General features: G+C 55.5%; 14 protein-coding genes. 4 read left to right on the forward strand and 10 right to left on the reverse strand.

What is annotated here, in order from left to right:
- Positions 1-41: 41 nt before the first annotated feature.
- The 7 genes from AB2B48_RS18695 to ilvY all read right to left on the reverse strand — a co-directional run bounded on the left by AB2B48_RS18695 (position 42) and on the right by ilvY (position 7,533).
- Positions 42-1,193 carry a glycosyltransferase family 4 protein gene (locus tag AB2B48_RS18695; protein WP_368299822.1) on the reverse strand — a complete coding sequence of 384 codons (1,152 nt, stop codon included), beginning with the start codon at positions 1,191-1,193 and terminating at the stop codon, positions 42-44.
- Between the two features lie 25 nt (positions 1,194-1,218).
- On the reverse strand, positions 1,219-1,635 hold the full coding sequence (locus AB2B48_RS18700) for a GtrA family protein (RefSeq protein ID WP_368299823.1): 417 nt from the start codon (positions 1,633-1,635) through the stop codon (positions 1,219-1,221).
- 8 nt (positions 1,636-1,643) lie between these two features.
- Positions 1,644-2,942 carry a glycosyltransferase family 2 protein gene (locus tag AB2B48_RS18705; RefSeq protein ID WP_368299824.1) on the reverse strand — a complete coding sequence of 433 codons (1,299 nt, stop codon included), beginning with the start codon at positions 2,940-2,942 and terminating at the stop codon, positions 1,644-1,646.
- A 422-nt stretch (positions 2,943-3,364) separates the two neighbouring features.
- Positions 3,365-4,558, reverse strand: coding sequence for an enoyl-ACP reductase FabV (fabV, locus tag AB2B48_RS18710; protein ID WP_368299825.1), 1,194 nt, complete (start codon positions 4,556-4,558; stop codon positions 3,365-3,367).
- A gap of 236 nt (positions 4,559-4,794) precedes the next feature.
- Entirely contained in the window at positions 4,795-5,424 is a 630-nt protein-coding gene (gene dhaL / locus AB2B48_RS18715) for a dihydroxyacetone kinase subunit DhaL (RefSeq protein WP_368299826.1), read from the reverse strand.
- 1 nt (position 5,425) lies between these two features.
- Positions 5,426-6,430 (reverse strand): dihydroxyacetone kinase subunit DhaK, encoded by a 1,005-nt coding sequence (locus tag AB2B48_RS18720; RefSeq protein WP_368299827.1) that lies wholly within the window; start codon positions 6,428-6,430, stop codon positions 5,426-5,428.
- A 131-nt stretch (positions 6,431-6,561) separates the two neighbouring features.
- A complete protein-coding gene (gene ilvY, locus AB2B48_RS18725; RefSeq protein WP_185669618.1) occupies positions 6,562-7,533 on the reverse strand; it encodes an HTH-type transcriptional activator IlvY in 972 nt (323 codons plus the stop codon).
- Between the two features lie 208 nt (positions 7,534-7,741).
- On the opposite strand from ilvY, the gene ilvC reads away from it, so the two are divergent.
- The 3 genes from ilvC (at position 7,742) to AB2B48_RS18740 (ending at position 10,211) form a co-directional block, all read left to right on the forward strand.
- On the forward strand, positions 7,742-9,217 hold the full coding sequence (ilvC, locus tag AB2B48_RS18730; RefSeq protein WP_035896549.1) for a ketol-acid reductoisomerase: 1,476 nt from the start codon (positions 7,742-7,744) through the stop codon (positions 9,215-9,217).
- Between the two features lie 192 nt (positions 9,218-9,409).
- Positions 9,410-9,853 (forward strand): Rrf2 family transcriptional regulator, encoded by a 444-nt coding sequence (locus tag AB2B48_RS18735; RefSeq protein ID WP_368299828.1) that lies wholly within the window; start codon positions 9,410-9,412, stop codon positions 9,851-9,853.
- Positions 9,846-10,211 carry a DUF1360 domain-containing protein gene (locus AB2B48_RS18740; RefSeq protein ID WP_368299829.1) on the forward strand — a complete coding sequence of 122 codons (366 nt, stop codon included), beginning with the start codon at positions 9,846-9,848 and terminating at the stop codon, positions 10,209-10,211. The genes AB2B48_RS18735 and AB2B48_RS18740 overlap by 8 nt, the downstream gene beginning before the upstream one ends.
- A gap of 114 nt (positions 10,212-10,325) precedes the next feature.
- On the opposite strand, the gene ppiC (AB2B48_RS18745) is transcribed toward AB2B48_RS18740, so the two are convergent.
- On the reverse strand, positions 10,326-10,607 hold the full coding sequence (gene ppiC / locus AB2B48_RS18745) for a peptidylprolyl isomerase PpiC (protein WP_023309650.1): 282 nt from the start codon (positions 10,605-10,607) through the stop codon (positions 10,326-10,328).
- Between the two features lie 51 nt (positions 10,608-10,658).
- Positions 10,659-10,940, reverse strand: a complete 282-nt coding sequence (gene ppiC / locus AB2B48_RS18750; protein ID WP_185669614.1) for a peptidylprolyl isomerase PpiC — start codon at positions 10,938-10,940, stop codon at positions 10,659-10,661.
- A gap of 116 nt (positions 10,941-11,056) precedes the next feature.
- On the opposite strand from ppiC (AB2B48_RS18750), the gene rep reads away from it, so the two are divergent.
- A complete protein-coding gene (rep, locus tag AB2B48_RS18755) occupies positions 11,057-13,078 on the forward strand; it encodes a DNA helicase Rep (RefSeq protein WP_368299830.1) in 2,022 nt (673 codons plus the stop codon).
- 129 nt (positions 13,079-13,207) lie between these two features.
- On the opposite strand, the gene AB2B48_RS18760 is transcribed toward rep, so the two are convergent.
- Entirely contained in the window at positions 13,208-14,206 is a 999-nt protein-coding gene (locus tag AB2B48_RS18760; protein WP_368299831.1) for an amidohydrolase family protein, read from the reverse strand.
- Positions 14,207-14,256 lie beyond the last annotated feature (50 nt).

A 14,256-nucleotide genomic window follows, 5' to 3' on the forward strand; every position in this document is an offset into this window, starting at 1 on the left:
GCGGGTTATCGCGAAAAAAGTGCTGACTGGATGTATCCATTTTATTCTCTTCCGGTTTGGTCCTTCGCCCTGACGACATTTTGCGCCAGCCTGAGTATTTCCTGCGCCATGGTTTGCCAGCTATAGCGCTCCCTGGCGTAACCAATCATCGCTTCACGTTCGCGGTTGGTCAGCCCACCGCTATCTATTGCGGCAGAACAACGCTGTGCCGAACCCTGCGGATCGCTAAGGTCGATGTTCACGCCACGTAGCCAGTTTGCCGCCTCGGGGTCCGCTCTATGCGCCGGGGTGCCGCAGACGACCGGTAGCCCGGAGGCCATCGCTTCCTGGATAACGAGGGGATAGCCTTCACCGACGGTAGGCAATAGCAGCAAATCTGCGGCGCGATAAAGTTCTGCCAGCGCGGCGGGAGGCTGAACACCAAGATCGTAAACGTTGCCTAACCCCCATTCTGCGGGCCGAAGAGGGCCGCTTCCGACCAGCAAGAACTGACACTCCGGCCTGGCCGCAGCCAGGGCGCGTAATACAGCCAATCCTTTCTTTTCAACATAGCGGCCAACGAAAAGTATCCGCCGGGTACAGGGAGAAAGGTGAGTGTTTGCTGGCAGGTTGCGTCCGGCTTCTGAGGGCGTTGGTGGATAAAAAATGGCGCTATCAACGCCGTTAAACAGCAACTTATAGGGATAGCGTGCAGGCGTTCCGAGCAGGTCGTGACGAACCGTATCGCTAATAAAGATTCGGACATCGGCAGCCCATAGCATGGGGCGCGTGACGACCAGGTTAGCCAGTCGCATAAGCAGACGCAGCGCGGGGGAGCGGAAAGGAATCGCGGCAATATGTTGAATCAGAACGACGGGTTTCCCGTGGAGTTTGGCGATTATCATGCCAAGGATTGAGGTGGCATAGAGCGCATCGTGGATCACCACCGCGTCGCTACGCCGTACCGCGTCCTGGAGTGCCCAAATAGCCCCTGGGCCAGGTAACGGCATGGGCAGGCCGGTCAGTTTTTCCAGCGGATCGATGCAGCGTAACGCGATGATTTTGAGATCACCGGCAGGCAAAGCATCGCTGGCGCTGGCTGCCCATTGCGGTGTTGCTCCCTGGCGAGCGAACTGGCGGCACAACTGCCCGGCAACGCGTTCAATTCCACCGCCGTGCGCCTCATAGAAATGGCTTATCGTCAGGATATTCAAGATGATACTTTCTCCAGCCGCATCGTTATTTCCAGACGGTTGGGGAAGATGAGGGCATACGCGCCTTACGGCCTGATGCGCTTATCGCCCAGCGGCTGAGGAAAAAATTCAGCGCGATCGTGCAGCACGAAGCAAGCGGCGCGGCAGCGGGCATTGGAAATCCCAGCCAGTGGTACCAGAACCAGGTGGTGGCATAAGCCAGTGGGATATTCAGCAGCATGCCGAGGGTATAGCGCCCAAAGGCGCGCGGCGAGAGCGGCTGTTTGAAGGTGAATACGCTGTGCAACACATAACCAATAGTCACGGTAATAACGAAAGATAAGAGGATCGCTAGCCAGAGCGCTGCGTATAAATGCTCCGCCGCAATCATGATGGCATTATGTCCGAAGAAGCACCCGCCAGAGACGCAGAGATAGGCAAAAGAGGTGCGTATTTTCGTCATAGCGGCCCTCACTCCTTCCATATCGCCGGCCCTTTTGTTAATGCATCTGAATCATGTCGGTTCAGGATGTCCAGCAGCAACTGCAGTACGAATCCGGCCAGCACCATCAGCACACCGGCGATACAAACCGTGCTGATGATAAAAACAACATGCACCGACTGCTCCATTGAACCGTGAGATAAAAGCCATTGAAAGGCCAGAAGGAGGTCGGCGCAAAAACCTGCTATGGCAAGCGCAGAGCCGCCGAAAACCAGCCATTCCAGAGTATGCGCCCGTCTCAGCCAGCGAATCATCCGACTTTGTGCAACCGGGTGATAAATGGCGATAGCGACCTTAGCTAACACACCTAGCAGAATTGAGATAAGGCCAATGAGCGTCGACATGGTCGCGAGGGCGACGAAATGAATACCAAAATAGTGGCCATAGATTTCGATGGGACCAGGGGCAAGCAGCGCAAGGCCTATCGTTCCGAGCAGAAGCAGCGTAAATCCGGGGATCAAATAGAGTCTATCCGGAGCGTGGGCAATGAGAAGGCGTAGGTGTCGCCAGCCATCACGAAATGAGCGTAAATGAGGCGGGCGGTTACGTTTATCTGGATAGAGCTTAATTGGTACTTCACGGATGGTAAGCCCCGCGCGGTGCGCGTTAATAATCATTTCGGAGGCAAATTCCATACCGGTAGCGTGGGCGGATATCTTCTGGAATGCCTCGCGGGTAAAGGCCCGCATTCCGCAGTGAAAATCACGAATAGGAGAGTGATAAAGCAGTCGGGCAATACCCGAAAGCAGCGGATTGCCGAGATAGCGATGCAGAGGGGGCATAGCCCCTGGTTCTATTCCTCCGGCAAATCGATTCCCCATCACGAAGTCTGCGCCGCTTTCCAGCGCATCAACAAAAATATCAATCTGACTCCAGTCGTAGGAGTCATCGGCGTCAGCCATGATGAGATACTTACCCTGTGCCGCTCCGGCCGCGGCGCTTATCGCTGCACCATAGCCTTTGACGGGCTGGTGGATAACCCGGGCGCCCAGCGATTGGGCAATGTCGACGGAGTTGTCCGTTGAGCCATTATCCCCCACGATGACTTCACCCCGAATCCCCCGGCGGTCAAAGGCCGCCATTATTTTATTAATGCAGATGGCAAGCGTCATTTCTTCATTCAGACATGGAATGATTGCTGAAATTAAGGGGCGGTTGTCTGCTGTAGCGATATCTTCCGGGAATGAGAATAGCTGTTCTTGAATATATTTCGGTGTTTCTAATAAACTACCTGAATGGTTAAGTTGATGTAGATCCGTTGAGTACATAATATTAAGCTCCAATCCATGAGCCGGATTTAGAGTCTATCCCAATAGGCCATTCTATAGTTTGCCGGTGATTACTTAAGGACCAATAAGGCTTCCGAGCCCAGTATGGCTGGGAAGGCACCTTGGATCAAACTGACTGCAACAATGGTGTCTATTAGGATAGACTCTCACTATTTAATGGAAGTATTCCGTTAAATTCATTCTATTAATTACTTGGGAAAACTACAGGTTATCCAGTGATATATAATTAATCTTGATGGTAATTATAAATTACATTCAATGCTTAATTAACATTATATATTGGAAATTGGATTGAATCGTACAGGAGCGGTTGTTATTAAGTCCAGCCCTTATTAGTTAAAAGCCCCGGCTTTTTTGGCCAGGGCTTTATCAAGTGTTGCGTTTGTTACGACATTAATAAATTACAGCGTGATCACGTCGAATTCGACTTCGGTGTTCACGTCAGCGTCGTAGTCCACACCGTCGAGGCCAAAACCGAACAGGTTCAGGAATTCCTGCTTGTAGCCTGCATAGTCGGTTTCTTGCGCCAGGTTTTCAGTGGTGATCAGCGGCCACAGGTCGCGGCAGGCCTGCTGAATGTCTTCACGCAGTTCCCAGTCGTCCATACGGATACGCTGGTTGTCATCAAGCGCCACTTTGTTGCCGTACAGGCTGGTGGTCATCAGACGGTTGATCTGCTCGATACAACCTTCGTGAATCCCCTGCGCTTTCATCAGCTTGAAGACCATGGAGATGTACAGTGGCATTACTGGAATGGCGGAAGACGCTTGGGTGATAACGGACTTCAGTACCGCAACGTTGGCAGAACCGTTCAGCGGAGCCAGTTGGTTACGCAGTTCACCCGCCGCACGGTCGAGGTCTTCTTTCGCTTTGCCCAGCGCGCCGTGCCAGTAGATTGGCCAGGTCAGGTCGGTACCGATGTAGGAGTAGGCCACGGTTTTCACGCCTTCGGCCAGCACGCCAGCTTCGCTCAGCGCACCCATCCACAGTTCCCAGTCTTCGCCGCCCATGACGGTAACGGTGTTCTGAACTTCTTCTTCGGTTGCCGGCTCAATGCTGGCGGTCATGATCTGATCTTTGTTGGTATCAATCGCTTTAGAGGTGTAAACCTCGCCGATTGGCTTCAGCGCAGAACGAACAACTTCACCGGTTTTAGGCATTTTACGCACTGGGGAAGCCAGTGAGTAAACCACCAGATCAATCTGACCCAGGTCTTCTTTGATGAGCTTGATCACTTCATCACGGCATTCGTCAGAGAACGCGTCGCCGTTGATGCTTTTGGAATACAGACCTTCACGCTTTGCTGCTTCGTCGAAGGCGGCAGAGTTATACCAGCCCGCGGAACCTGGTTTGGACTCCGTGCCTGGTTTTTCGAAAAATACGCCGATAGTGGCGGCACCGCTGCCAAAGGCGGCGGAAATTCTGGATGCAAGGCCGTAACCGGTGGAAGCACCGATCACCAGCACGCGGGAAGGGCCGTTCTCGATTTTCCCGTTTTGCTTAACGTACTCGATCTGTTTTTCCACATTGACTTTACAGCCAGTCGGATGGGTCGTTGTACAGATGAATCCACGAATTTTTGGTTTGATTATCATAATGATGGCTAATTAAGTTTGTATTTTCGCTGTCAAGTGCGCAATGACACCGTCTGTTCTGGCTTGCTTAACGACATGGTTAACAAGCCCCCCACTACAATGGATCGCAACATTATACAGAAAAGGAGCGCCAATACTGAATCTACCACTGATTTTAGCCGTCAGATGCCGGACCGCAGGATAGAAAAGGGCCATGCATAAACATGGCCCCTGTGGCGGTTGAGCGCTATTGCAGGTTAGTTCTGATGAGCAAATTCCGCCATAAACTGCAGGATCAGCGCCATCGATACCGCGCCAGGGTCGCAGTGGCCAATGGCCCGCTCACCCAGATTTTTCGCGCGCCCGAAGCGCGCCACCATTGCACTGGTGCCCTCAGCGCCTGCCATTGCCGCCTGCGCGCAGTGGGCCAGTGCTGCCGGCAGCGTTAGCGTGATGTCCGCTTTGGCGCATTCGGCGGCGGCGGCCAGCGCATCGACCATCGTTTTATCCCCCGGCTCGGCGCCGCCGCGCTGGTGGATGGCCCGCATACCGATCGCCAACCACTCGGCGAGGGTGGCGGCATCCAGCTCAATACGGCCTGCCAGACCTTTACCCCCGGCGCGGAAAAGGGTACCGAAAATAGCCCCGGAGGCGCCGCCCATGCTGGTCATCAGGCGGGTACCGCTTTGTAACAGGGCATCGCCAATATCCGTGGCGGTAAATTCGGGTGCGCTGAGCAGCGCGTTGAGTGCGGTAAAGCCGCGTTTAATGCCGATACCGTGGTCGCCATCGCCAATCACCTGATCGAGTGCGGTCAGCCGTGGTTCACTGGCGATCATCCCCTCAGAGACGTACCGCAGGCAGGCGATAAATTGTGTGGTGTTCATCTTAGTTTCTCCAGCCGAGGGTGCGGATTGGGTGGTCGTACAGGCGCTGCATCTCGTCGTCCAGCCGCAGCATACTCAGGGAAAAACCGGACATCTCCAGCGAGGTACAGAAATGGCCAACCTGCACGTCGTAGGTTTTGATGCCGCGGGCCGTCAGCGCCATGCCGACTTTGCGGGTGACCACCATCAGCTCGGTATTGCTCAGCGCACCGAGGTTGTTGACGCTCACGCACACGCTGTCGCCCTTCGCGAAAGGCAGGTCGTTGCACAGGCGCTCAATCATCATCTCAACCAACTCATCGCTCTGCGGCATCGGAATACGGCACAGTCCCGGTTCGCCGTGGATGCCAATGCCCAACTCGATTTCGTTATCGGCCAGGGTGAAGTTGAAGGCATCGGCCTGTGGCAGCGCGCAACCGCTGAGTGCGACGCCAATGGTGCGGGTGTTATGGTTGGCTTTGTTCGCCAGCGCTTCCAGTTCCGGCAGGGCGTAGTGCTCAAACTGGGCTGCGGCACCGGTCAGCTTGTACAAAAACGCCAGCCCGCCCACGCCACGGCGGTCGGACATTCTTTCCGGCGGCGCCGAGGCAATATCATCCGTGGCACGCACGGTGCGGCACTCAATCCCTTCTTCCGCAAGGATTTCAGCCGCGATATCAAAGTTCATGCCGTCGCCGGAATAGTTGCCGTAGAGGAACAGCACGCCGTTGCCCTGATGAACGGCCCGGCTGGCTTCAATGATTTGGTCGGGAGAGGGGGAGGTGAAGACTTCGCCCAGTGCGCAGGCATCGATGCCGCCTTCGCCGACGAACCCGGCAAACGTCGGCTCATGGCCGCTGCCGCCACCGCTGACGATAACGGTCTGGTTGTTTTGCGCCATCGTGCGATAAACCGCGCAATACTCCGGCAGGGCGTGGATCTTACCGCGCCCGGTGTACACCAGCCCTTCCATGATTTCGCTACGAATATTATCGGTGTTGTTGAAGATCTTTTTGGGTTTTTGCATCGCCACTCCCTCTCGTAAGGTCCTGTTTCTTTAGTGACGATTTTACCTGCGGCGCCCGTTTACACCTGGCACCTTTGATACCAATTAATCTCCCGAACCTGGAGCATGACTGGGGGCTGAAAATATCAACGCTATTCGGCGATTTTGCGTTCCAGCACAATCTTCCAGAAGGCATCCACCAACGGTTCATGCAGCCGCTTTTTCTGCACGCAGACGCCTAGCTCGAACGGGGTCTTCTCATCGCTGCGCTCTAAAATCATCACGCGATTGCGCACCGGTTCCGGGCTGTTTTCCAGCACGATTTCGGGAATCAGCGCCACGCCGCAGCCCAGCGCAACCATGGACACCATCGCTTCATGTCCGCCGACGGTCGCGTAAATCGATGGGTTACTGATTTTATGGCGGCGGAACCACAGCTCGATACGGCGGCGCACGGGCCCCTGGTCGGCCATGATAAATGGCACCGTTGACCAGTCAGGCTCATCGACGGAAACCTGATTGCGCACCGGGCAGGGTAGTGCCGGGGCAATCAGCACCACCGCCAGATTCTCCAGCATTGAGAAGGCGACGGCGCCGGGCAGCGTTTCAGGCTTACCGGCGATGGCCAGATCGGCCTCATTGGTGGCGACTTTCTCCATCGCATCGGCGGCATCACCGGTAGTGAGCTTGATTTCAACCGAGGGATGTTCGGCGCGGAAGCGGTCAAGAATCGGTGGCAGGTGGCTATAAGCGGCGGTGACCGAGCAGAAGATATGCAGCTCGCCGGATAACGATGGCCCCTGCTGGTCAAGGGTATGGCGCAGCTGTTGATACTGCAGCAACGTCTGCTGGGCAAAGACGCGCAGCTCCTCGCCCGCTTCAGTCAGCGTCACCGTACGGTTATCGCGAACAAACAGCGGCTGGCCGAGGTCCTCTTCGAGGCGCTGAATCTGCCGGGAAAGTGTGGACGGGCTGACGTGCATCGCCCGCGCGCTGCGGCCAAAATGGCGGCTTTCCGCCAGATGCAGGAAGGTTTTCAGATCGCGTAAATCCACAGACGAGTCTCCGGTTTTCGACGTTGCATAAATTGCAATGTAACGTTGTGAATATATCAATTTCCGCAATAAATTTCCTGTTGTAATGTGGGTTCATTCTCGCTGAAACGCGAACCGAACAATATACTCGTCGTCTTTCAAGTTGCAGGCGCGTTGGCTGCGTCAGCTCACCCCAGTCACTTACTTGAGTAAGCTCCTGGGGAATCGCTGACTTGCCGCCTTCCTGCAACTCGAAATCCATAGAGTAACGACACACAACATCACGGAGTACACCATCATGGCTAACTACTTTAATACACTGAATCTGCGTCAGCAGCTGGCTCAGCTGGGCAAATGTCGCTTCATGGGCCGCGAAGAATTCGCCGACGGCGCAAGCTACCTTCAGGGTAAAAAAGTGGTCATCGTCGGCTGTGGCGCTCAGGGTCTGAACCAGGGCCTGAACATGCGTGACTCCGGTCTGGATATCTCCTACGCTCTGCGTAAAGAAGCGATTGCTGAGAAGCGTGCTTCCTGGCGTAAAGCGACTGAAAACGGCTTTAAAGTCGGTACCTACGAAGAGCTGATCCCGCAGGCTGACCTGGTGGTTAACCTGACGCCAGACAAACAGCACTCCGACGTTGTGCGTTCCGTACAGCCGCTGATGAAAGACGGCGCGGCGCTGGGTTACTCCCACGGCTTCAACATCGTCGAAGTGGGCGAGCAGATCCGTAAAGACATCACCGTTGTGATGGTGGCACCGAAGTGCCCGGGTACCGAAGTACGTGAAGAGTACAAACGTGGTTTCGGTGTTCCAACGCTGATTGCGGTTCACCCAGAAAACGATCCGAAAGGCGAAGGCATGGCCATCGCTAAAGCCTGGGCAGCGGCGACCGGCGGTCACCGTGCGGGCGTACTGGAATCTTCCTTCGTAGCAGAAGTGAAATCTGACCTGATGGGCGAGCAGACTATCCTGTGCGGTATGCTGCAGGCCGGTTCTCTGCTGTGCTTCGACAAGCTGGTGGCTGAAGGCACCGACGCGGCTTACGCCGAAAAACTGATTCAGTTCGGCTGGGAAACCATCACCGAAGCGCTGAAGCAGGGCGGCATCACCCTGATGATGGACCGTCTGTCTAACCCAGCGAAACTGCGCGCTTATGCGCTGTCAGAACAGCTGAAAGAGATCATGGCGCCGCTGTTCCAGAAACACATGGACGACATCATCTCCGGCGAATTCTCCTCCGGCATGATGGCTGACTGGGCTAACGACGATAAGAAACTGCTGACCTGGCGTGAAGAGACCGGTAAAACCGCGTTCGAAACCGCACCGCAGTTTGAAGGCAAAATCGGCGAGCAGGAGTACTTCGATAAAGGCGTTCTGATGATTGCGATGGTGAAAGCGGGCGTTGAGCTGGCGTTCGAAACCATGGTGGATTCCGGCATCATCGAAGAGTCCGCTTACTACGAATCACTGCACGAGCTGCCGCTGATCGCGAACACCATCGCTCGTAAGCGTCTGTACGAAATGAACGTGGTTATCTCCGACACCGCAGAATACGGTAACTACCTGTTCTCTTACGCTTGCGTACCGCTGCTGAAAGAGTTCATGACCACCCTGCAGACCGGCGACCTGGGCAAAGCGATTGCTGAAGGCGCGGTAGACAACGCTCAGCTGCGCGACGTGAACGAAGCGGTTCGCGGTCACGCTATCGAGCAGGTTGGTAAGAAACTGCGCGGCTACATGACCGATATGAAGCGTATCGCAGTAGCAGGCTAATAAAACCTCGTTATCATCCGGCCCGGTCAGCGCCTCGCTACCGGGCCGTTTTTTTATCCGCGTTTGACGGGATCGTTGGATCCACTCTCTTATCATATAAATTCATCTATTTATCAGTCTGATAGCTTTTATTTATACAGATTATCGCTTCTGGGATTGCTCATACCTATCTTATGTAATATCGTAAGTTACATGAAAACAAACAACTCATTCTCAGCCACGCTGCACATCCTGCTTCATCTGGAGCAGATGGATAAACCTCTGACGTCCGAACAGATGGCCGCCTTTATCGACGGTAATCCGGCATTCATCCGCAAGCTGCTTGCCGGGCTCAGGGAAAACAACATTGTCTGTGCCACTAAGGGGCACCACGGCGGCTGGCGGCTGTGTCGGCCGGTCGGCGATATCACGCTTTACGATATCTACATGGCGCTTGGCGAGCCGGCGCTGTTTGCGTTAGGCAACCGCAGTGAAAACCCGCAGTGCCTGGTGGAGCAGGGAGTAAACCGGGTGATGTCAGAGACGCTCGCCGATGCGCAGACGCTGATCCTCGATCGCTTTAAACGCCTGACGTTGCAGGATATCGGCCGCGAATTTATCAGCTACTTCAACGACAAAGGCCACAACCATGACTGAAACCTTAACCACCTGCCTGATGATTGCGATGGCGGCGAGCAGTATTTCGATGACGGTGACGCAGACGGAGTTGTTTGCCGCGTTTCGCGAATGGACGGCGAAAAAGAATGCGCTGATGGGCCACTTGTTCCACTGCTTCTACTGCTTAAGCCACTGGGTGGTATTTGGCGGGATGGCGGTCTATCGCCCGGCGCTGTTAAACAGCGGCTTTGCGCTGATTGATTGGGTGATGACGGCGTTTATCGTCATTACCATTACCACGCTGATTAACGGCCTGATGTTTAAGGTGTTCCAGGCGGCGATTAGCACCCATGTGATGAAGCATAACGCCCAGCAGACGCTGCAATCGCAGAAATAAAAAACCCGGCGTCGCTGGCTAATTACCGAGCACGCTGGTGCCCTCACCCCGGCCCTCTCCCACGGGGAGAGGGTGCAAACACTAAACGCCTTCTCCATGAGAAGGCGTTGCTGTTTATTTCCGGTACAGCACCTTAATGATGTGGTAACCGAACTGGGTGTGCAGCGGGCCGGTTGGCTCCAGCACCGGGCAGGAGAAGACGACTTTATCGAACGCCGGAACCATCTGGCCCTGGCGGAATTCACCTAAATCACCGCCGCGTTTGCCCGATGGGCAGATGGAGTGCTTCTTCGCCAGCTTGCCGAAGTCGGCGCCGTTTTTAATCTGTTCCAGAAGATCCAGTGCCAGTTTCTCTTCTTTCACCAGGATATGCACTGCTGCTGCTGTTTTTGCCATGATCGTGCCTTTCTATAAGCGAGTCTGTAAGGCTGGCGATTTTAGCATGGCTTATCGCCGATACAGCACCTTGATGATGTGATAGCCAAATTTGGTTTTGACCGGCCCGAAAGGTTTGAGCAGCGGGCAGCTAAAAACGGCGGCGTCGAACGGCCCCACCATCGCACCCTGCTTAAACTCCCCCAAATCGCCGCCGTTGCGCCCTGAAGGGCAGCGGGAATAGCGTTTTGCCAGATGATCGAAGCTGATTCCTCGCTCCAGTTTGCTGAGGATCTCCAGCGCCAGTTTTTCTTCTTTTACCAGGATATGCAGGGCTGCCGCGCTCTTTGCCATAAGGTCACTCTTATCGTTGGGTTGCTGCCCAACACTTTACCATTCGGCGGGTAAATCTCAGCCTGACTTTCTGCTACAATCCACACCCCCGTGTTTACAGATTGAGCAATGCCCCTATGCGTTTAAACCCCGGACAACAACAAGCCGTCGAATTTGTCACTGGCCCTTGCCTGGTGCTGGCGGGTGCTGGCTCCGGCAAAACCCGCGTGATCACCAATAAAATTGCGCACCTGATCCGCGTTTGCGGCTATCAGGCTCGTCATATCGCTGCCGTCACCTTTACCAACAAGGCCGCGCGCGAGATGAAAGAGCGCGTGGCGCAGACGCTGGGGCGTAAAGAGGCGCGCGGGTTGATGATCTCTACCTTCCACACCCTGGGGCTGGATATCATCAAGCGCGAATACGCGGCGCTTGGCATGAAGTCGAACTTCTCGCTGTTTGACGATACCGATCAAACCGCGCTGCTTAAAGATCTGACCGAAGGGTTGATCGAAGACGATAAAGTGGTATTCCAGCAGCTGATCTCGACGATCTCCAACTGGAAAAACGATCTGATGACCCCACCGCAGGCGGCGGCCAGCGCGAAGGGCGAGCGCGATCGCATCTTCGCCCACTGCTACAGCCTGTACGACGCCCATATGAAGGCCTGCAACGTGCTGGACTTCGATGACCTGATTCTGCTGCCAACGCTGCTGTTGCAGCGTAATGAAGAGGTGCGTGAGCGCTGGCAGAACAAGATTCGCTACCTGCTGGTGGATGAATATCAGGACACCAACACCAGCCAGTATGAGCTGGTGAAGCTGCTGGTAGGGCAGCGCGCGCGGTTTACTGTGGTCGGCGACGATGACCAGTCGATTTACTCCTGGCGCGGCGCGCGTCCGCAGAACCTGGTGCTGCTGAGCAAAGACTTCCCCGCGCTGCAGGTCATTAAGCTGGAGCAGAACTACCGTTCTTCCGGGCGTATTCTGAAGGCTGCGAACATCCTCATCGCCAATAACCCGCACGTGTTTGAAAAGCGCCTGTTCTCCGAGCTGGGCTATGGCCCGGAACTGAAAGTGCTGAGCGCCAACCACGAAGAACACGAGGCAGAGCGCGTCACCGGCGAGCTTATCGCCCATCACTTCGTCAACAAGACGCAGTACAAGGATTACGCCATTCTCTATCGCGGCAACCACCAGTCGCGGGTGTTTGAAAAATTCCTGATGCAGAACCGCATCCCGTACAAAATTTCCGGCGGCACCTCGTTCTTCTCCCGCCCGGAGATTAAAGACCTGCTGGCCTATCTGCGCGTGCTGAGCAACCCGGACGACGACAGCGCGTTCCTGCGCATCGTCAACACGCCGAAGCGTGAGATTGGTTCGGCGACGCTGCAAAAGCTCGGTGAGTGGGCGATGACCCGCAACAAAAGTCTGTTCACCGCCAGCTTCGATATAGGGCTGAGTCAGACGTTAACCGGGCGCGGCTATGAATCTCTCACCCGTTTTACCCAGTGGCTGGGCGAAATCCAGCGCCTGGCGGAGCGTGAGCCAATTGCCGCCGTACGCGATCTGATTCATGGTATCGACTACGAGTCCTGGCTGTTTGAAACCTCGCCGAGCCCGAAAGCCGCCGAAATGCGCATGAAAAACGTCAACACGCTGTTTAGCTGGATGACGGAGATGCTGGAAGGCAGCGAGCTGGAAGAGCCGATGACCCTGACTCAGGTGGTCACTCGCTTCACCCTGCGCGATATGATGGAACGCGGCGAAAGTGAAGAAGAGCTGGATCAGGTTCAGCTTATGACGCTGCACGCCTCGAAAGGGCTGGAGTTCCCGTACGTCTTCCTCGTGGGGATGGAGGAGGGGCTGCTGCCGCACCAGAGCAGCATCGACGAGGACAACGTCGATGAAGAGCGCCGCCTGGCCTACGTGGGGATCACCCGCGCGCAGAAAGAGCTGATTTTCACCCTCTGCAAAGAGCGCCGCCAGTACGGTGAACTGGTGCGCCCGGAACCGAGCCGTTTCCTGTTGGAGCTGCCGCAGGACGATGTGGTGTGGGAGCAGGAGCGGAAGGTGATTACACCTGAAGAACGGATGCACAAGGGGCAGGCAAACGTCGCCAACATTCGTGAAATGCTGGCGAAGGCAAAAAAAAGCTAACCCGTAGCCCGGCCGAGCAAAGCGACGCCGGGAATGTGCACAGAGCCTCCCCGGCGTCGGCGTTGCCTCGGCCGGGCTACAGGTGGTCGTAAGCCGGATAAGGCGAAGCCGCCATCCGGCAATCCCACGTTACTTGATATCAAACACCCGGCTGGCGTTACCCCAGGCAATCTTATTTTTCAGCTCCGCATCCATCTCCAGCGGATCGAACCAGTCGCAGGCCTGATGAATATCTTCATACGGGTAGTCGACGGAAAACATCACCCGGTCTTCCCCCATAATCTCCAGCGCATTTTGCAGCGAATAGGTATTAAAGTGCCCGCTGGTGGTCACGATGAAGTTATTCTGCAGATAATGCATCAGCGGTTTCTCCGCCTTGCCTAAACCGACACCAAAACGCTGGCGGTACAGGCGATGCTGGGTACGCGGCAGCATGTGTACCAGCCCTTCACCCAGGTGTCCCAGCACAATGTTCAGATTTGGGTAACGGTCAAACAGGCCACTCATCATCAGGCGGATGGCGTGGACGGCGGTCTCCTGCGCAAAGCCCCAGGCGGAGCCGATCAGGCTTTCATAGCCGGTATAAATGCCGCGGGCCGGGCCTTCTAGTGGTTCGCGCGGATGCAGGTATACCGGCACGTTTAAGGCACTCACTTTATCCCAGAACACCAGCATGGACTCATCATCCAGATACAGCCCGTGCTCGCTGTCCTTGACGTTGGTATAGCCGTTAATCAGCGTGCCTTTCATGCCCAGCGTTTTCACGGCGCGCTCCAGTTCATCGGCGGCGGCCTCTGGGTTTTGCAGCGCCAGGGTAGCGAAAGCGCTGAACTTATCCGGATGCGGCTTCACGCAGTGCTCAACGAGATAGTCGTTAGTGTTGCGAGCAAAGGCCACGGCGCTGGCTTTATCCAGAATCGACTGCGCGCCCGGGGAGGTGAGGGACAAAATCACATGGTCGATATTGCGCTGCGCCATCTCATCAAGGTGGATGCCGCGATCCATTAAGCGGCGTTCAACGTCTTTCATGTATTCGCTGCCGTTACGCGCCGCTTCGCCGGTGGCATCCCAAAGGCGGTTATTTTCCGGGGTAGAGACATGTTCTTCGAGGGCGATTTTTCCACGCATGATGCATTCCTTATTCGGCTAGAGGGCTAACGTTTGTCTGCCCGCAGAAT

This window comes from Kluyvera sichuanensis, from assembly GCF_040930405.1.
Taxonomy (GTDB): domain Bacteria; phylum Pseudomonadota; class Gammaproteobacteria; order Enterobacterales; family Enterobacteriaceae; genus Kluyvera; species Kluyvera sichuanensis.